General features: G+C 39.5%; 29 protein-coding genes. All 29 read right to left on the reverse strand.

Features of this window, described 5'->3' with window-relative positions; translation table 11 throughout:
* Nucleotides 1-606: a 30S ribosomal protein S4 gene (rpsD, locus tag ACGE0T_RS16740; protein WP_459187732.1), complete on the reverse strand. Its 606-nt coding sequence runs from the start codon at nucleotides 604-606 to the stop codon at nucleotides 1-3.
* 123 nt (nucleotides 607-729) lie between these two features.
* On the reverse strand, nucleotides 730-1,119 hold the full coding sequence (rpsK, locus tag ACGE0T_RS16745) for a 30S ribosomal protein S11 (protein ID WP_005634781.1): 390 nt from the start codon (nucleotides 1,117-1,119) through the stop codon (nucleotides 730-732).
* 11 nt (nucleotides 1,120-1,130) lie between these two features.
* Complete coding sequence (rpsM, locus tag ACGE0T_RS16750; protein ID WP_459187733.1) at nucleotides 1,131-1,511, reverse strand: 30S ribosomal protein S13; 381 nt, start codon at nucleotides 1,509-1,511, stop codon at nucleotides 1,131-1,133.
* Nucleotides 1,512-1,546: 35 nt separating this feature from the next.
* Nucleotides 1,547-1,663 (reverse strand): type B 50S ribosomal protein L36, encoded by a 117-nt coding sequence (gene ykgO, locus ACGE0T_RS16755; RefSeq protein WP_005645768.1) that lies wholly within the window; start codon nucleotides 1,661-1,663, stop codon nucleotides 1,547-1,549.
* 14 nt (nucleotides 1,664-1,677) lie between these two features.
* Nucleotides 1,678-1,896, reverse strand: coding sequence for a translation initiation factor IF-1 (gene infA / locus ACGE0T_RS16760; RefSeq protein WP_005634776.1), 219 nt, complete (start codon nucleotides 1,894-1,896; stop codon nucleotides 1,678-1,680).
* A gap of 10 nt (nucleotides 1,897-1,906) precedes the next feature.
* Nucleotides 1,907-2,692: a type I methionyl aminopeptidase gene (gene map / locus ACGE0T_RS16765; RefSeq protein WP_459187734.1), complete on the reverse strand. Its 786-nt coding sequence runs from the start codon at nucleotides 2,690-2,692 to the stop codon at nucleotides 1,907-1,909.
* A 4-nt stretch (nucleotides 2,693-2,696) separates the two neighbouring features.
* Entirely contained in the window at nucleotides 2,697-4,037 is a 1,341-nt protein-coding gene (secY, locus tag ACGE0T_RS16770; RefSeq protein WP_459187735.1) for a preprotein translocase subunit SecY, read from the reverse strand.
* Nucleotides 4,038-4,040: 3 nt separating this feature from the next.
* On the reverse strand, nucleotides 4,041-4,487 hold the full coding sequence (gene rplO / locus ACGE0T_RS16775) for a 50S ribosomal protein L15 (protein ID WP_459187736.1): 447 nt from the start codon (nucleotides 4,485-4,487) through the stop codon (nucleotides 4,041-4,043).
* Nucleotides 4,488-4,516: 29 nt separating this feature from the next.
* On the reverse strand, nucleotides 4,517-4,693 hold the full coding sequence (gene rpmD, locus ACGE0T_RS16780) for a 50S ribosomal protein L30 (RefSeq protein ID WP_459187737.1): 177 nt from the start codon (nucleotides 4,691-4,693) through the stop codon (nucleotides 4,517-4,519).
* Nucleotides 4,694-4,710: 17 nt separating this feature from the next.
* Nucleotides 4,711-5,229 carry a 30S ribosomal protein S5 gene (gene rpsE, locus ACGE0T_RS16785; RefSeq protein WP_459187738.1) on the reverse strand — a complete coding sequence of 173 codons (519 nt, stop codon included), beginning with the start codon at nucleotides 5,227-5,229 and terminating at the stop codon, nucleotides 4,711-4,713.
* A gap of 5 nt (nucleotides 5,230-5,234) precedes the next feature.
* Nucleotides 5,235-5,579 (reverse strand): 50S ribosomal protein L18, encoded by a 345-nt coding sequence (gene rplR / locus ACGE0T_RS16790; protein WP_459187739.1) that lies wholly within the window; start codon nucleotides 5,577-5,579, stop codon nucleotides 5,235-5,237.
* 21 nt (nucleotides 5,580-5,600) lie between these two features.
* Entirely contained in the window at nucleotides 5,601-6,152 is a 552-nt protein-coding gene (gene rplF, locus ACGE0T_RS16795) for a 50S ribosomal protein L6 (RefSeq protein WP_459187740.1), read from the reverse strand.
* A gap of 16 nt (nucleotides 6,153-6,168) precedes the next feature.
* Entirely contained in the window at nucleotides 6,169-6,564 is a 396-nt protein-coding gene (gene rpsH, locus ACGE0T_RS16800) for a 30S ribosomal protein S8 (protein WP_459187741.1), read from the reverse strand.
* A 57-nt stretch (nucleotides 6,565-6,621) separates the two neighbouring features.
* Nucleotides 6,622-6,891 carry a 30S ribosomal protein S14 gene (gene rpsN, locus ACGE0T_RS16805; RefSeq protein ID WP_459187742.1) on the reverse strand — a complete coding sequence of 90 codons (270 nt, stop codon included), beginning with the start codon at nucleotides 6,889-6,891 and terminating at the stop codon, nucleotides 6,622-6,624.
* 6 nt (nucleotides 6,892-6,897) lie between these two features.
* Complete coding sequence (rplE, locus tag ACGE0T_RS16810; protein ID WP_459187743.1) at nucleotides 6,898-7,455, reverse strand: 50S ribosomal protein L5; 558 nt, start codon at nucleotides 7,453-7,455, stop codon at nucleotides 6,898-6,900.
* A complete protein-coding gene (gene rplX / locus ACGE0T_RS16815) occupies nucleotides 7,455-7,775 on the reverse strand; it encodes a 50S ribosomal protein L24 (RefSeq protein WP_459187744.1) in 321 nt (106 codons plus the stop codon). The genes rplE and rplX overlap by 1 nt, the downstream gene beginning before the upstream one ends.
* A gap of 19 nt (nucleotides 7,776-7,794) precedes the next feature.
* On the reverse strand, nucleotides 7,795-8,160 hold the full coding sequence (gene rplN / locus ACGE0T_RS16820) for a 50S ribosomal protein L14 (RefSeq protein ID WP_459187745.1): 366 nt from the start codon (nucleotides 8,158-8,160) through the stop codon (nucleotides 7,795-7,797).
* A 1-nt stretch (nucleotide 8,161) separates the two neighbouring features.
* Entirely contained in the window at nucleotides 8,162-8,419 is a 258-nt protein-coding gene (gene rpsQ, locus ACGE0T_RS16825) for a 30S ribosomal protein S17 (RefSeq protein ID WP_115497989.1), read from the reverse strand.
* 9 nt (nucleotides 8,420-8,428) lie between these two features.
* The gene (gene rpmC, locus ACGE0T_RS16830) at nucleotides 8,429-8,626 is read right to left on the reverse strand and encodes a 50S ribosomal protein L29 (RefSeq protein WP_459187746.1); all 198 of its coding nucleotides are present in this window, start codon (nucleotides 8,624-8,626) and stop codon (nucleotides 8,429-8,431) included.
* Nucleotides 8,627-8,632: 6 nt separating this feature from the next.
* Nucleotides 8,633-9,067, reverse strand: coding sequence for a 50S ribosomal protein L16 (rplP, locus tag ACGE0T_RS16835; protein ID WP_005634742.1), 435 nt, complete (start codon nucleotides 9,065-9,067; stop codon nucleotides 8,633-8,635).
* Nucleotides 9,068-9,087: 20 nt separating this feature from the next.
* Nucleotides 9,088-9,825 (reverse strand): 30S ribosomal protein S3, encoded by a 738-nt coding sequence (gene rpsC / locus ACGE0T_RS16840; RefSeq protein WP_459187747.1) that lies wholly within the window; start codon nucleotides 9,823-9,825, stop codon nucleotides 9,088-9,090.
* Nucleotides 9,826-9,832: 7 nt separating this feature from the next.
* Nucleotides 9,833-10,243, reverse strand: coding sequence for a 50S ribosomal protein L22 (rplV, locus tag ACGE0T_RS16845; protein WP_005634739.1), 411 nt, complete (start codon nucleotides 10,241-10,243; stop codon nucleotides 9,833-9,835).
* Nucleotides 10,244-10,292: 49 nt separating this feature from the next.
* Nucleotides 10,293-10,562 carry a 30S ribosomal protein S19 gene (gene rpsS, locus ACGE0T_RS16850; RefSeq protein WP_368340565.1) on the reverse strand — a complete coding sequence of 90 codons (270 nt, stop codon included), beginning with the start codon at nucleotides 10,560-10,562 and terminating at the stop codon, nucleotides 10,293-10,295.
* A 20-nt stretch (nucleotides 10,563-10,582) separates the two neighbouring features.
* Nucleotides 10,583-11,407: a 50S ribosomal protein L2 gene (rplB, locus tag ACGE0T_RS16855; protein WP_459187748.1), complete on the reverse strand. Its 825-nt coding sequence runs from the start codon at nucleotides 11,405-11,407 to the stop codon at nucleotides 10,583-10,585.
* An 8-nt stretch (nucleotides 11,408-11,415) separates the two neighbouring features.
* Nucleotides 11,416-11,709 (reverse strand): 50S ribosomal protein L23, encoded by a 294-nt coding sequence (gene rplW, locus ACGE0T_RS16860; RefSeq protein ID WP_115497986.1) that lies wholly within the window; start codon nucleotides 11,707-11,709, stop codon nucleotides 11,416-11,418.
* An 11-nt stretch (nucleotides 11,710-11,720) separates the two neighbouring features.
* The gene (gene rplD, locus ACGE0T_RS16865; protein WP_459187749.1) at nucleotides 11,721-12,350 is read right to left on the reverse strand and encodes a 50S ribosomal protein L4; all 630 of its coding nucleotides are present in this window, start codon (nucleotides 12,348-12,350) and stop codon (nucleotides 11,721-11,723) included.
* Entirely contained in the window at nucleotides 12,350-12,967 is a 618-nt protein-coding gene (gene rplC, locus ACGE0T_RS16870; protein ID WP_459187750.1) for a 50S ribosomal protein L3, read from the reverse strand. Before rplC ends, rplD begins: the two co-directional genes overlap by 1 nt.
* 21 nt (nucleotides 12,968-12,988) lie before the next feature.
* Nucleotides 12,989-13,294: a 30S ribosomal protein S10 gene (gene rpsJ, locus ACGE0T_RS16875; RefSeq protein WP_005634728.1), complete on the reverse strand. Its 306-nt coding sequence runs from the start codon at nucleotides 13,292-13,294 to the stop codon at nucleotides 12,989-12,991.
* 21 nt (nucleotides 13,295-13,315) lie between these two features.
* Nucleotides 13,316-15,442, reverse strand: a complete 2,127-nt coding sequence (fusA, locus tag ACGE0T_RS16880; RefSeq protein ID WP_459187751.1) for an elongation factor G — start codon at nucleotides 15,440-15,442, stop codon at nucleotides 13,316-13,318.
* Nucleotides 15,443-15,473 lie beyond the last annotated feature (31 nt).

Raw genomic sequence — 15,473 nt, forward strand, 5'->3', positions numbered from 1 at the left:
TTATTTAGAATACAATTCTACGATCAACTGCTCTTTAATGTTTTCAGGAATGTCAGCTCTTTCCGGCAGATGCAGTAATTTTCCGCTGTAAGAAGACTGATCCCATTCAATCCAAGGATACTTGCTGTGATTGAAACCTGACAACGCATCAGCAATCACTTCCATAGACTTAGATTTTTCTCTAACACCAATAACCTGACCGGCTTTTACAGAGTAAGAAGGAATATTTACAACTTTACCGTCTACTGTAATGTGACGATGAGAAACTAACTGACGGGCAGCAGCTCTTGTCGGAGCAATACCCAAACGATAAACGATATTATCCAAACGGCCTTCCAATAATTGAAGAAGAACTTCACCTGTAATACCTTTTGAACTCTGAGCTTTATCGAACAAGTTTCTAAATTGTTTTTCCAACACACCGTAAGTGTATTTGGCTTTCTGCTTCTCACGAAGCTGAATACCATATTCAGAAGTTTTTCTCTTCCGTGAATTACCGTGTTGTCCAGGAGGATAGTTCTTCTTAGAAAGAACTTTATCCGGTCCGAATATTGCCTCGCCAAACTTACGAGCAATTCTTGTTTTAGGTCCAGTATATCTTGCCATTTTTTTATTTTTTTAAATGTTCTGTATGAATCTGGAACCGTGCAGCCGCGATTACAGAGAGGATAAGGTCTTTATGCAATCTATTCACAATTCCGGATTCAATGTTCAAGAAACTATAGTTAATTATACTCTTCTCTTTTTAGGAGGACGACAACCATTATGTGGCAACGGAGTAACATCAACAATTTCTGTTACTTCAATACCGGCACCGTGGATAGTTCTGATAGCAGACTCACGTCCGTTACCCGGTCCCTTTACGAATACTTTTACTTTTCTCAAACCAAGATCATAAGCTACTTTAGCACAATCTTGTGCTGCCATCTGAGCGGCATACGGAGTGTTCTTCTTAGAACTTCTAAATCCCATCTTACCTGCAGAAGACCAGCTAATTACCTGACCTTCGCTATTAGCAAGAGACACAATAATATTGTTAAAAGAAGAATGAATATGAGCTTGACCGTAAGCGTCAACTTTTACGTTTCTCTTCTTTGCTGCGACTGTTTTCTTTGCCATATCAATTCTTATTATTTAGTAGCTTTTTTCTTATTTGCAACAGTTTTCTTCTTACCCTTACGAGTACGAGCATTGTTCTTTGTACTCTGACCTCTCAAAGGCAGACCAATACGGTGACGAACACCTCTATAACATCCGATATCCATCAGACGTTTGATGTTCAGCTGAACTTCAGAACGAAGATCACCTTCTACCTTAAATTCTGCGCCAATAATTTCACGTACTTTAGCAGCCTGATCATCAGTCCAGTCTTTTACTTTGATATCACGATCAATACCTGCTTTTGCTAAAATTGAGTTAGAAGCACTACGACCGATACCGTAAATATAGGTCAAGGCAATTTCTCCTCTTTTATTTTGTGGCAAGTCTACACCAACTATTCTTATAGCCATATTACTTACTTAAATTATTTTGCAAAAATAATAAATTATCCTTGACGTTGTTTATACTTAGGATTTTTCTTGTTAATTACGTATAAGCGTCCCTTTCTTCTTACGATCTTACATTCGGGAGTACGCTTCTTTAAAGATGCTCTTACTTTCATATCTTGTTGTTTTTTTATTTGTACCTAAAAGCTATTCGACCTTTTGATAGATCATATGGAGACATTTCAACTCTAACCTTATCACCAGGAAGAATCTTTATATAATGCATCCGCATTTTCCCTGAGATATGGGCTGTTATTTCATGTCCGTTCTCTAATTCTACACGAAACATTGCGTTTGACAATGCTTCTACAATAACTCCATCTTGCTCAATTGCTGACTGTTTAGCCATATAAATCAAATTAAATTGCGCTATTACCTAAAATTTCTTCTATAAATTCGAATGAAGATAAAATCTGAGGACCATCTGGACGGATAGCAATACAATGTTCAAAATGAGCGGAGCATTTTCTATCTTTTGTCCTAACTGTCCAACCGTCTTTTTCAAAAACCACATTTTTACTTCCCATATTGATCATTGGCTCAATACAAATACACATTCCACTTCTCAATAAAGGACCACAACCTGGGCGTCCGTAATTTGGAACTTCAGGTTCCTCATGCATCTTACGTCCGATACCGTGACCTACCAGTTCTCTGACAACAGAATAACCATTCGATTCACAATATGCCTGTACTGCATGACTGATATCACCTAAGCGTCTTCCTTCAACAGCATGTTGGATTCCTAAATAAAGAGATTCTTTTGTCGTCTTTAATAGTTTCTTTACCTCTGGGGAAACTTCTCCTACACAAAAGGTATAAGCAGAATCACCAACAAAACCATTCAATATAGTTCCACAATCAACAGAAATGACATCACCTTCCTTTAAAATAGCTTTCGCAGAAGGAATTCCATGAACAACCTGTTCATTTACGGAAGCACAAATTGAATTAGGAAAACCACCGTATCCTAAAAAAGCCGGAACCGCACCATTATCTCTAATGAATTCTTCGGCAATCTTATCTAGTTGTAGTGTAGTAACTCCCGGAGCAATATGTTTAGATAGTTCTCCCAGAGTTTTACCAACCAATTGATTGGCATCACGCATCAACTCTATCTCTTCATCTGTCTTTAAATAGATCATTCTATTAATAAGCTGCAACTGAACCTGTACGTCCTTTAATTCTTCCTGACTTCAATAAACCGTCATAGTGACGCATCAGCAAATGACTTTCCACTTGTTGTAAAGTATCCAATACAACACCAACCAAAATCAACAAAGATGTTCCACCAAAGAATTGGGAGAATCCCATACTTACACCAGCAATTCTTGCAAAAGCAGGCATAATTGCCACTAACGCCAAGAAAAATGCACCGGGCAAAGTAATACGGTCCATAATGGTATCTAAATAGTCTTTGGTATGTTTACCTGGTTTTACACCTGGAATGAAACCATTGTTTCTCTTCAAATCATCTGACATCTGAGTCGGATTGATTGTAATAGCTGTATAAAAATAAGTAAACAAGATAATCAGTACAGCAAATACAAAATTGTACCAAAATCCCGTATTATCCATAAATGCAGCAACAAATGGTGAACGTTCTCCAGTATTTGAAAAACCTACAATTGAAATAGGAATAAACATAATTGCCTGAGCAAAAATGATAGGCATTACGTTTGCAGCATTCACCTTTAATGGGATATACTGGCGGGCACCACCATATTGTTTATTACCAATAATTCTTTTTGCATACTGTACAGGAACCTTACGAGTACCCTGCACCAACAGGATTGCACCTGCGATAACCAGCAAAAGGAACAACATTTCAAACAAGAACATAACCAGACCACCGGTTTTTTCACTTGTTCTGGAAATAAATTCTTCAAACAATGAATGCGGCAGACGGGCTATAATACCAACTAAAATGATAAATGAAATACCATTTCCAACACCTTTATCTGTAATTCTTTCACCTAGCCATAAGATAAACATACTTCCTGCAGCCAAAATAACTGTGGAAGAAATTGTAAACCAAATACCTGCAGGTAAAGCAGCACCAGCAGCCTTCAGCTGTACACTTAAGTTAACAAGATACGTTGGACCTTGGAACAGAAGAATAGCAACAGTCAGGTAGCGCGTCCATTGGTTGATTTTTCGGCGACCACTCTCACCCTCTCTCTGTAATTTCTGGAAAGAAGGAACTGCAATTGCAAGCAACTGCATTACGATGGAAGCGGAGATATAAGGCATAATCCCTAATGCAAAAATAGATGCATTAGAGAACGCACCTCCCGAAAACATATCCAACAGCGCAAGCAATCCGCCTCTTGTCTGTTCCTGCAAAGCGGTCAACGCTTTAGGGTCAATACCCGGAAGTACTACATACGTACCAAAACGATATATAGCAACCAACAAAAGAGTGGTGAGGATCCGATTTCTCAGATCCTCTATCTTCCAGATATTTTTGATTGTTTCTACAGCTCTCATAACTTAGAGTTTAACAACAGTACCACCTACAGCCTGGATAGCAGCTTCAGCACTTTTAGAGAAAGCGTGAGCCTCTACTTCTAATTTAGCTGTCAAGTTACCATTACCTAGAATTTTAACCAACTGTGAAGCTGAAATGAAACCAGCTTCAATTAACTCATTGATACCAATCTTAGTGATCTGCAAAGCATCAGCCATTCCTTGTAATGTAGAAAGATTGATCGCTTTGTATTCAACGCGGTTAATATTCTTGAAACCAAATTTAGGCAAGCGTCTCTGTATAGGCATCTGACCACCTTCAAAACCAATCTTTTTTGAATAGCCAGATCTTGACTTTGCTCCTTTATGACCTCTTGTTGAAGTACCTCCTAATCCTGAACCCGGACCACGGCCGATTCTTTTTCTGGTCTTGGTAGATCCTTCAGCAGGTTTTAAATTTGATAAATTCATATCGTATAATTTATTTTTTCAACCGATTATTACTTTTCTACTGAAACCAAATGTTTCACTTTCTCAACCATACCCAGAATAGCCGGAGTAGCGTTATGTTCTACTACCTGATTCATTTTTCTCAGACCCAGTGCATCAAGAGTTCTCTTTTGGTCTTTCGGGCATTTAATTCTACTTTTAACTTGCTTAACTTTAATAGTTGCCATCTTTATATCCTCCCTAATTAACCTTTGAATACTTTTTCTACAGCAACACCTCTGTTCTGAGCAACCATCAACGGGCTTCTCAACTCATTTAATGCAGCAATAGTTGCTTTCACTAAGTTATGAGGATTTGAAGAACCTTTTGATTTTGCCAAAACGTCTGTGATACCAACACTTTCCAATACAGCACGCATAGCACCACCAGCTTTAACACCGGTACCGTGAGATGCAGGTTTGATAAGCACCTGAGCACCACCAAACTTAGCCAATTGTTCGTGAGGAATTGTACCCTTATGAACAGGAACTTTGATCAGATTCTTTTTAGCAGCTTCTACACCTTTAGCAATAGCTGTAGTTACTTCACCAGCTTTACCTAAGCCCCAGCCGATGATACCATCTTCATTTCCCACTACTACAATAGCAGCAAAACTGAAAGTACGTCCACCTTTTGTAACTTTAGTAACACGATTAATTGCAACTAATCGGTCCTTCAACTCTATGTCGTTGGTCGATTTAACTCTATTATTAACTCCTGCCATCTTCATTAAAATTTAAGGCCGCCGTTACGTGCAGCATCTGCTAATTCTTTAATTCTCCCATGATACAGGTAACCGTTACGGTCGAAAACAACTGTCTGCACACCAGCTTCCTGAGCAGCTTTAGCAACCTGCTCGCCAACTTTAGCAGCGATTTCTTTTTTCGGTGCTTTAACATCCAGCTTCAAAGAAGAAGCTGCAGCTAAAGTCTTACCTGTAGTATCATCTATTACCTGTGCATAGATCTGTTTATTGCTTCTAAACACAGTCAGGCGCGGACGTTCAGTTGTTCCTGAAACTTTGCCGCGTACACCTGCTTTTATCTTTAATCTTCTTTCTTCCTTCGTTGTCATGATAATTTCAGTTTACGTAGATTACTTACCAGCTGACTTACCAGACTTTCTGCGAATTTCTTCACCCACAAATTTGATACCTTTACCTTTATAGGGCTCCGGCATTCTGAATGAACGAATCTTAGCACAAATCTGACCTAATAATTGTTTATCAGCTGATTCAAGGATAATAAGAGGATTTTTATTTCTCTCTGCCTTTGTTTCAACTTTTACTTCTTTAGGCAACAACATATAAATATTATGTGTATAACCTAAAGAAAGATCCAACAACTGACCTGTATTTGATGCACGATAACCAACACCAACAAGTTCCAGTTCCTTCTTGTATCCTTCAGCAACACCAATCACCATATTGTTTACCAATGCACGGTATAATCCATGCAAAGCACGATGATTCTTTTCGTCAGTCGGACGAGTCAGATGAATAATACCATCTTCAAATGTTACTTTAATATCAGGATTTACAACCTGAGTCAGTTCGCCTTTCGGACCCTTTACAGTCACCTCATTATCCTTAATAGTAACCGTAACACCTGCTGGTACATGAATGGGTAATTTTCCTATTCTTGACATTCTTCTTTCCTCCTAATTAATAAACATAACATAATACTTCGCCACCGATCTTCAGATCGCGAGCTTCTTTGTCTGTCATCACACCCTTAGAAGTAGAAAGAACTGCAATACCCAATCCGTTCAATACTCTCGGCATGTCTTTGTAGCCAGTGTACTTACGCAAACCTGGAGTAGAAACTCTCTCAAGTTTCTTGATTGCATTTACTTTGTTTACCAAGTCATACTTCAAGGCAATCTTAATTGTACCTTGAGGACCTTCTTCTACAAACTTAAAATTAAGAATGTAGCCCTTGTCGAAAAGGATCTTCGTGATCTCTTTCTTTAAATTTGACGCCGGCACTTCTACAACTCTGTGCTTCGCTTTAATTGCATTACGCAATCTTGTCAAATAATCTGCAATAGGATCTGTCATATAATAAATAATTAAATTGATCCGGCCACCCGGACAATATTTAAATTAAAAAAACTCTTACCAACTTGCTTTCTTTACACCTGGGATTAAACCTTGAGATGCCATTTCACGCAATTGAATACGAGAAATACCGAATTGGCGTACATAACCTTTCGGACGACCTGTAATTTTGCAACGATTGTGCAAACGTACAGGAGAAGCATTTTTAGGTAAAGCCTGCAAAGCTTCATAGTCGCCTGCAGCTTTAAGTTCAGCTCTTTTTGCTGCATATTTAGCAACTAACTTCGCTCTTTTAACCTCACGGGCCTTCATTGATTCCTTAGCCATAACTACTTAATCTTTTTTTGCATTTTTAAAAGGCAACCCAAATTCTCTCAATAGAGCATACCCTTCTTCATCTGTTTTCGCAGAGGTCACAAAGGTAATATTCATTCCCAATATTTTGGTAATATTATCGATATTTATTTCAGGGAAAATGATTTGTTCCTGAATTCCGAGGGTATAATTACCTCTTCCGTCCAATTTACTTTCGATGCCCTTGAAGTCACGGATACGAGGAAGAGCAATACGAACAAGTCTTTCCAGGAATTCGTACATTTGCTCACGACGTAATGTTACCATCACACCAATAGGCATTTTCTTACGTAATTTGAAGTTAGAGATATCCTTCTTTGAAACTGTTGCTACAGCCTTCTGGCCTGTGATAGTAGACAATTCACTGATTGCGATATCAATAATCTTTTTATCAGCGGCAGCCATACCTAAACCTTGATTGATAACAATCTTCTTCAGTACGGGAACCTGCATAACGGTTTTATAACCGAACTCTTTCGTCAAAGCAGGAACAATTCTGTCCTGATATTCTTTCTTAAGACTGGCAGTATTGCTCATTACTTAATTTCCTCCCCTGATTTTTTAGAATAACGCACTAAAGCACCTTTTTCGTCTAATTTACGACCAATACGTGTCGGTTTACCGGATTTCGGATCAACTACGTTAAGGTTGGAAATATGAATAGGAGCTTCTTTCTTTTCAATTCCTCCCTGAGGATTTTTTGCATTAGGCTTAGTATGCTTTGATACCATATTAATACCTTCAACAATTGCACGATTGTCTTTTACAAGAACCTGTAAAACACGACCTGTCTTACCTTTGTCCTCACCGGTATTAACAAAAACTATATCGCCTTTTTTGATATGTAATTTGCTCATTACTTTAAGTTTTACAAAATTAAAGCACTTCAGGTGCAAGTGAAACGATTTTCATGTTTGTTGCACGAAGTTCTCTGGCAACCGGACCAAAGATACGGCTTCCACGAATATCACCACCGGCATTCAATAATACACATGCATTATCATCAAAACGGATGTATGAACCATCCTGACGGCGGATTTCTTTTTTAGTGCGAACAATGATAGCCTTAGAAACAGCCCCCTTCTTCACATCACTTGATGGGATTACACTCTTAATTGCAACTACAATTACATCCCCAACAGAAGCATAACGTTTTCTGGTTCCGCCTAAAACACGGATACATAAACATTCTTTAGCGCCACTGTTATCTGCTACTACTAGTCTTGATTCTTGTTGTATCATGTTACTTAGCCCTTTCGATTATTTGAACTAATCTCCATCTTTTTGTTTTGCTCAAAGGACGAGTTTCCATAATCTTTACAGTATCGCCGATACCGCATTCATTCTTTTCGTCGTGAGCATGATATTTTTTCGTTTTACTAACGAACTTACCATAAATGGGGTGTTTTTCCTTCCATTTAATAGCAACAGTGATACTTTTGTCCATCTTGTTGCTAGTAACCACGCCCGTTCTTTCTTTTCTTAAATTTCTAGTTTCCATCAGGCTCAATTATTTGTTGTTAAGTTCTCTCTGGCGCAATTCTGTTTTCATGCGCGCAATCATCCTGCGTTGTTGTTTAATCTGAGCAGGGTTATCACTCGGAGAAATGCTGTGGTTAATTACTTTCTGATCGTAAGCAGCCACTTCTGCATCAATTCTTTCTACCAGCTCCTTCGTGCTTAATTCTCTAATTTCTGCAATCTTCATAACCAATTACGCATTTTGATTAGCCATATCATAATCACGTCTCACAACAAATTTCGTTGTTACCGGAAGCTTTTGAGCAGCTAAGCGCAAAGCTTCTTTAGCAATATCAAAAGGAACCCCTTCGATTTCGAAAATCAAACGACCTGGAGTAACAGGCGCAACAAATCCTTCCGGATTACCTTTACCTTTACCCATACGTACTTCAGCAGGCTTCTTTGTGATTGGTTTATCCGGGAATATACGAACCCAAACCTGACCCTGACGTTGCATGTAACGAGTTACAGCGATACGGGCAGCTTCGATCTGACGACCGGTAATCCATTTATTTTCTAAAGCTTTTATACCAAAAGAACCGAATGCCAGCTGGTTGCCACGTTGAGCTTCACCCTTCATGCGACCTTTCTGCTGTCTTCTGAACTTGGTTTTTTTAGGTTGTAACATTTCTTCTTAAATTCTAACGTTTAACGATTAGCTTTCTTTCTCTTGAAGTTCTTATCTCTGTTGCCGCCGGCATTTTCATTTCTATTACGGCCAGATTCCTTAGTAGCAGTGAATGAAGGAGCAAGATCTCTCTTACCATAAACTTCACCACGACAAATCCAAACCTTAACACCAAGCAGTCCAACTTTTGTCAACGCTTCAGCCAAAGCATAATCAATATCTGCCCTGAATGTGTGCAACGGAGTTCTTCCTTCTTTATACATTTCTGAACGAGCCATTTCAGCACCATTCAAACGACCAGAGACTTGCACTTTAATACCTTCGGCACCCATTCTCATGGTAGAGGCAATAGCCATCTTAATAGCACGACGATATGCAATTTTTCCTTCAAGCTGACGAGCAATGTTGTTTGCTACAATAACTGCGTCCAATTCAGGTCTTTTTACCTCAAAGATGTTAATCTGAACTTCTTTATCGGTAATTTTCTTCAACTCTTCTTTCAATTTATCAACTTCCTGACCACCTTTACCGATGATAATACCCGGACGTGATGTACAAACTGTAATTGTAATCAACTTCAGCGTACGTTCAATAACGACGCGAGATACACTAGCTTTAGCAAGACGAGCATTCAGATATTTACGGATTTTGCTATCTTCCAGCAAAGTATCTCCGTATTTTTTGCCGCCATACCAATTGGAATCCCAACCACGGATGATTCCCAAACGATTACTAACCGGATTAACTTTTTGTCCCATCTACAAATTAATTTTGACTATCGTTTTTACTAAGTGTATCAACAAACAGAGTTACATGGTTCGAACGTTTGCGAATTCTGTAACCTCTTCCCTGAGGAGCAGGACGCATTCTTTTCAATGTAGTAGCGCAATCAACGCTGATTGAAGATACGCACAACTCTCCAGCTTCTGCTTTACGTTCATTCTTCTGTTCCCAGTTAGCGATTGCTGAACGAAGCAATTTTTCTACTCTTGCTGCAGCTTCCTTGTTAGAAAACTTCAAAACACCAAGTGCGCGGAATACTTCCATACCGCGGATCATGTCTACAACGAGACGCATCTTGCGGGGAGAAGTCGGCACATTACGCAATTTTGCGAAGTACATGGTCTTCTGGGCTTCTTTTCTTGCTTCAGCTGATATTCTTTTTCTAGCACCCATTTTATTGATTCTTTTTATTTTCAGATTCCTGAATTCCTGTTACTACCGATTATTTTTTCTTGTTACCGGCGTGACCACGGAACGTACGAGTAGGAGAAAACTCTCCCAGTTTGTGACCTACCATATTCTCGGTTACGAAAACAGGAATAAATTTATTTCCATTGTGAACTGCAATAGTATGGCCTACAAAGTCAGGCGAAATCATTGAAGCTCTTGCCCATGTCTTAACGACTGCTTTCTTTCCTGACTCATTCATAGCCAAGACTTTATTTTCCAGCTTTACATTAATATACGGGCCTTTTTTTAACGAACGACTCATAGTTTACTTAATTAATCAGATTATTTCTTTCTTCTTTCAATGATATATTTTGAAGAATGCTTCTTAGGAGCTCTTGTCTTCAAGCCCTTAGCATACAAGCCATTACGAGATCTAGGATGACCTCCGGAAGCACGACCTTCACCACCACCCATTGGGTGATCAACCGGGTTCATAACAACACCACGGTTGCGAGGACGACGACCTAACCATCTAGAACGACCGGCTTTACCTGATTTTTCAAGACCATGGTCTGAGTTACCTACGCTACCAATTGTAGCCTTACAAGCAGCAAGAATCTTTCTGGTTTCGCCAGAAGGCATCTTAATAATTGCATAATCGCCTTCTTTTGAAGTCAGCTGAGCAAAAGCACCGGCAGAACGTACTAACTTAGCACCCTGTCCCGGACGAAGCTCAATATTATGAATAATAGTACCAACGGGAATATTTGCCATCGGCAAAGTATTACCTACCTCAGGAGCTACATCGCTACCTGAAACCACTGTTTGGCCAACTTCCAAGCCATTCGGAGCGATGATATAACTCTTTGCTCCGTCTGCATAATACAACAATGCAATACGAGAAGTACGGTTTGGATCGTACTCGATAGACTTAACTGTTGCAGGAATGCCATCTTTGTTTCTCTTGAAATCGATAAAACGGTACTTCTGTTTGTGACCGCCACCAAGATAACGCATTGTCATCTTACCTGTGTTGTTACGACCACCTGTACTGCTTTTACCTGCTACAAGAGACTTTTCTGGTGTACTTGCAGTGATTTTATCAAATGCACCAATAACTTTGTGTCTCTGCCCCGGTGTTGTGGGCTTTAATTTACGTATTCCCATTTCTTTTTTTAGATATTACTAAAGAAATCAATTGTTTCTCCTTCTTTCAACGTTACGATAGCCTTTTTAAAAGCTGATTGTTTACCATTGATAATACCGGATTTCGTATAACGGCTTTTCTGTTTGCCTGAGTAGTTGATGGTATTCACATCAACTACTGTTACATTATACATATCTTCAATGGCTTTTTTAATCTCTAACTTATTGGCATCAGGAGAAACACGAAAACCATAACGATTAGCCATTTTTTCTGTAATCGCTGTCTGCTTCTCTGTTACTATAGGTTTAATAATAATTCCCATTCTTCTACTCCTTATGCATTAAACAGTTTTTCAATAGCAGCTACAGAACTTTCAGTCAGAACCAGATTTGCAGCATCCAGTACTCTGTATGTGTTTAATTCAGAAGCTGTTACGACATTTGCCTTTTCTAAATTTCGAGCCGACAAATATACGAAATTATTTTTCTCGGATAAAACCATAAGTAACTTTTTATCAGCCACTTTTAGGTTTTTAGCAATTGTTATAAATTCTTTAGTCTTAGGAGCTTCGAATGCGAAATCTTCTACAACTACAATTGCATTATTCTTTGCTTTATAAGCCAAAGCAGACTTACGAGCCAGACCCTTTACTTTTTTGTTCAATTTGAACTCATAATCTCTGGGTTTCGGACCGAATACACGACCACCACCTACTAATACCGGAGAGTTGATATCACCACGACGAGCACCACCACCACCTTTCTGACGGATCAGCTTACGCGTACTACCTGAAACTTCACTTCTCTCTTTAGATTTATGAGTTCCCTGACGCTGATTAGCCAAATACTGCTTTACATCCAAGTAAATAGCATGATCGTTCGGTTCTATGCCAAAAATTGCATCGTTCAAAGTTACCTTTCTTCCGGTATCTTCACCTTTAATATTATATACGCTCAGTTCCATTACTTTTCAATTAATAAGATTGAACCTTTTGCTCCAGGAACAGAACCTTTAACTAATAAAAGATTGTGCTCCGGCATCACCTTGATCACTTGCAGGTTCTGAACTGTTACACGTTCATTACCCATTTGACCACCCATGCGCATTCCTTTGAATACTTTTGCAGGGTAAGAACAAGCACCGATAGAACCCGGTTTACGGGCGCGATTATGCTGACCGTGGGTAGTCTGACCTACACCACCGAAACCGTGACGTTTAACAACGCCCTGGAAACCTTTACCTTTAGATGTACCAACTACATCTACGAAGCCTGCATTTTCCAAAAAGTCTACAGTGATTACATCACCGAGCTTATATTCAGCTTCAAAATTCTTGAACTCGGCCAAGTATCTCTTGGGAGCTACACCGGCTTTTTTAAAGTGGCCCATTTCCGGCTGAGTTGTGTGTTTCTCTTTTTTATCTTCGAAACCCAACTGTACAGCTTCATAGCCATCATTTTCCAAAGTCTTAATCTGTGTAACTACACAAGGACCCACTTCGATAACAGTGCATGGAAGATTTTTTCCCTCGGCACTGAAAACGGATGTCATTCCGATTTTTTTTCCTAATAATCCTGGCATTTCACTTAATTTTTAAATAACTCACACTTTAATTTCAACTTCTACACCGCTAGGTAATTCCAGCTTCATCAATGCATCAACTGTTTTTGCAGTTGAGCTGTAGATATCGATTAATCTCTTATAAGAAGAGAGTTCGAACTGCTCACGAGATTTCTTGTTAACGAAAGTTGAGCGGTTCACAGTAAAGATACGTTTGTGGGTAGGCAGAGGTATCGGACCACTTACTACAGCCCCAGTAGCCTTTACAGTCTTTACGATCTTCTCAGCAGATTTGTCTACCAAAGAATAATCGTAAGACTTTAATTTAATTCTGATCTTTTGGCTCATATTTATTTATATGTTTCTAAATTATTTGATCAAATCTGCACGTCCCTGTACTTCTGTCAATACCTGCTTAGCGATAGAAGAAGATACCTGAGCATAATGAGAGAACTGCATTGAAGAAGTTGCACGACCTGAAGTAATAGTACGCAAAGCTGTTACATAACCGAATGTTTCAGCCAAAGGTACTTTAGCTTTCACAACACGTGCACCGGTACGGCTTGTTTCCATGCCTTCAACCTGACCACGACGTTTGTTCAAGTCGCCAATTACATCACCCATACTTTCTTCCGGAGTTACCACTTCCATCTGCATGATCGGTTCCATCAAAGCAGGACCTGCCTTTTCTGAAGCGCTCTTGAATGCCTGGATAGCACAAATTTCAAAAGACAACTGGTCAGAGTCAACCGGGTGGAATGAACCATCAATCAGTGTAACTTTCAGTTTATCTAACGGGTAACCGGCAAGAACACCATTCTTCATTGCTTTTTCAAAACCTTTCTGTACAGAAGGGATGAATTCCTTAGGAATGTTACCACCCTTTACTTCATCTATGAACTGCAAAGTACCTTCGAAACCTGCATCAGCCGGCTCGATACGAACGATAATATCCGCAAACTTACCACGACCACCAGACTGTTTCTTGTACACTTCACGAAGTTCAACAGATTTTGTGATAGCTTCCTTGTAAGTAACCTGAGGTTTACCTTGATTACATTCTACTTTAAATTCACGACGCAGACGGTCAACAATGATATCCAAGTGAAGTTCACCCATACCACTAATTACAGTCTGACCTGTTTCTTCGTTAGTCTGAACACGGAATGTAGGATCCTCTTCAGCCAGTTTAGCCAATCCCATACCCAGTTTATCCAAATCTTTCTGAGTTTTAGGCTCTACTGCGATACCGATAACCGGATCTGGGAATTCCATAGATTCCAGTGTAATCGGATGAGCTTCGTCACAAAGAGTATCACCTGTACGGATATCTTTGAAACCAACACCTGCACCTATATCACCACAACCGATAGCTTCCATCGGATTCTGTTTGTTTGAATGCATCTGGAACAGACGTGAAATACGTTCTTTCTTGTCAGAACGAGTGTTGAACACGTAAGAACCAGCCTGCAAAGCACCTGAATAAACACGGAAGAAACACAAACGGCCAACATACGGGTCAGTTGCAATCTTAAATGCCAAAGCAGTCAACGGTTCGTCGAATGACGGTTTACGAGTGATTACTTTTTCAGGATCTCTCGGATCTGTACCTTCGATGGCAGCAGTGTCAGCCGGGCTCGGCAGATATGCACAAACTGCATTCAACAAAGTCTGAACACCTTTATTCTTGAAAGAAGAACCACAAATCATCGGATTGATCTGCATTGCGATTGTACCCTTGCGGATAGCTGCGCGAATTTCGTCTTCTGTAATAGTAGAAGGATCGTCGAAATATTTTTCCATCAAAGCATCGTCGCATTCAGCCAGAACTTCGAGCATTTTATCTCTCCATTCTTCAGCTTCTGCCAACAGGTCTGCCGGAATTTCTTCAACAGAATATTCAGCACCCATTGTTTCATCGTGCCAAAGGATAGCTTTCATGATAACCAGGTCAACAACGCCTTTAAATGTTTCTTCAGCGCCGATAGGTATCTGAATAGGACATGGATTTGCACCAAGTACATCCTTTACCTGACGAACCACTTCAAAGAAGTTTGCGCCGGAACGGTCCATTTTATTCACATAACCAATTCTGGGTACATTATATTTATCAGCCTGACGCCATACAGTTTCAGACTGCGGTTCAACACCACCTACAGCACAGAAAGCAGCTACAGCACCATCCAGGATACGCAAAGAACGTTCAACTTCAACTGTAAAGTCAACGTGTCCCGGAGTATCAATCAGGTTAATTTTATATTTATCATTGTTGTAATTCCAGAAAGTAGTAGTCGCAGCAGAAGTGATAGTGATACCACGTTCCTGTTCCTGCTCCATCCAGTCCATTGTTGCAGCACCGTCGTGAACTTCACCAATTTTGTGAGTCAGACCTGTGTAGAAAAGGATACGTTCAGAAGTCGTAGTCTTTCCTGCATCGATGTGCGCCATGATACCGATGTTTCTGGTATACTTTAATTGTTCGTCAGCTTTTGCCATCTTTTTTATTATCTCCTAAATAATTGATAAA

The organism is Parabacteroides sp. APC149_11_2_Y6, from assembly GCF_054506995.1.

Bases quoted from the DNA above. Each gene is read 5' to 3' on its own strand.
- rpsD (WP_459187732.1), bottom strand. From the start codon at position 606: ATGGCAAGATATACTGGACCTAAAACAAGAATTGCTCGTAAGTTTGGC.
- rplX (WP_459187744.1), bottom strand. From the start codon at position 7,775: ATGAGCAAATTACATATCAAAAAAGGCGATATAGTTTTTGTTAATACC.
- rplW (WP_115497986.1), bottom strand. From the start codon at position 11,709: ATGGGAATTATTATTAAACCTATAGTAACAGAGAAGCAGACAGCGATT.
- rpsJ (WP_005634728.1), bottom strand. From the start codon at position 13,294: ATGAGCCAAAAGATCAGAATTAAATTAAAGTCTTACGATTATTCTTTG.
- rpsC (WP_459187747.1), bottom strand. From the start codon at position 9,825: ATGGGACAAAAAGTTAATCCGGTTAGTAATCGTTTGGGAATCATCCGT.
- infA (WP_005634776.1), bottom strand. From the start codon at position 1,896: ATGGCTAAACAGTCAGCAATTGAGCAAGATGGAGTTATTGTAGAAGCA.
- map (WP_459187734.1), bottom strand. From the start codon at position 2,692: ATGATCTATTTAAAGACAGATGAAGAGATAGAGTTGATGCGTGATGCC.
- rpsS (WP_368340565.1), bottom strand. From the start codon at position 10,562: ATGAGTCGTTCGTTAAAAAAAGGCCCGTATATTAATGTAAAGCTGGAA.
- rplP (WP_005634742.1), bottom strand. From the start codon at position 9,067: ATGTTACAACCTAAAAAAACCAAGTTCAGAAGACAGCAGAAAGGTCGC.
- rpsN (WP_459187742.1), bottom strand. From the start codon at position 6,891: ATGGCTAAGGAATCAATGAAGGCCCGTGAGGTTAAAAGAGCGAAGTTA.
- rplF (WP_459187740.1), bottom strand. From the start codon at position 6,152: ATGTCAAGAATAGGAAAATTACCCATTCATGTACCAGCAGGTGTTACG.
- rplO (WP_459187736.1), bottom strand. From the start codon at position 4,487: ATGAATTTATCAAATTTAAAACCTGCTGAAGGATCTACCAAGACCAGA.
- fusA (WP_459187751.1), bottom strand. From the start codon at position 15,442: ATGGCAAAAGCTGACGAACAATTAAAGTATACCAGAAACATCGGTATC.
- rplD (WP_459187749.1), bottom strand. From the start codon at position 12,350: ATGGAACTGAGCGTATATAATATTAAAGGTGAAGATACCGGAAGAAAG.
- rplE (WP_459187743.1), bottom strand. From the start codon at position 7,455: ATGAGCAATACTGCCAGTCTTAAGAAAGAATATCAGGACAGAATTGTT.
- ykgO (WP_005645768.1), bottom strand. From the start codon at position 1,663: ATGAAAGTAAGAGCATCTTTAAAGAAGCGTACTCCCGAATGTAAGATC.
- rpmC (WP_459187746.1), bottom strand. From the start codon at position 8,626: ATGAAGATTGCAGAAATTAGAGAATTAAGCACGAAGGAGCTGGTAGAA.
- rplR (WP_459187739.1), bottom strand. From the start codon at position 5,579: ATGACAACGAAGGAAGAAAGAAGATTAAAGATAAAAGCAGGTGTACGC.
- rpmD (WP_459187737.1), bottom strand. From the start codon at position 4,693: ATGGCAACTATTAAAGTTAAGCAAGTTAAAAGTAGAATTAAATGCCCG.
- rpsM (WP_459187733.1), bottom strand. From the start codon at position 1,511: ATGGCTATAAGAATAGTTGGTGTAGACTTGCCACAAAATAAAAGAGGA.
- rplB (WP_459187748.1), bottom strand. From the start codon at position 11,407: ATGGGAATACGTAAATTAAAGCCCACAACACCGGGGCAGAGACACAAA.
- rplC (WP_459187750.1), bottom strand. From the start codon at position 12,967: ATGCCAGGATTATTAGGAAAAAAAATCGGAATGACATCCGTTTTCAGT.
- rpsQ (WP_115497989.1), bottom strand. From the start codon at position 8,419: ATGGAAACTAGAAATTTAAGAAAAGAAAGAACGGGCGTGGTTACTAGC.
- rplV (WP_005634739.1), bottom strand. From the start codon at position 10,243: ATGGGTGCTAGAAAAAGAATATCAGCTGAAGCAAGAAAAGAAGCCCAG.
- rpsK (WP_005634781.1), bottom strand. From the start codon at position 1,119: ATGGCAAAGAAAACAGTCGCAGCAAAGAAGAGAAACGTAAAAGTTGAC.
- secY (WP_459187735.1), bottom strand. From the start codon at position 4,037: ATGAGAGCTGTAGAAACAATCAAAAATATCTGGAAGATAGAGGATCTG.
- rpsE (WP_459187738.1), bottom strand. From the start codon at position 5,229: ATGGCAGGAGTTAATAATAGAGTTAAATCGACCAACGACATAGAGTTG.
- rpsH (WP_459187741.1), bottom strand. From the start codon at position 6,564: ATGACAGATCCTATTGCAGATTATTTGACAAGATTGCGTAATGCAATT.
- rplN (WP_459187745.1), bottom strand. From the start codon at position 8,160: ATGATACAACAAGAATCAAGACTAGTAGTAGCAGATAACAGTGGCGCT.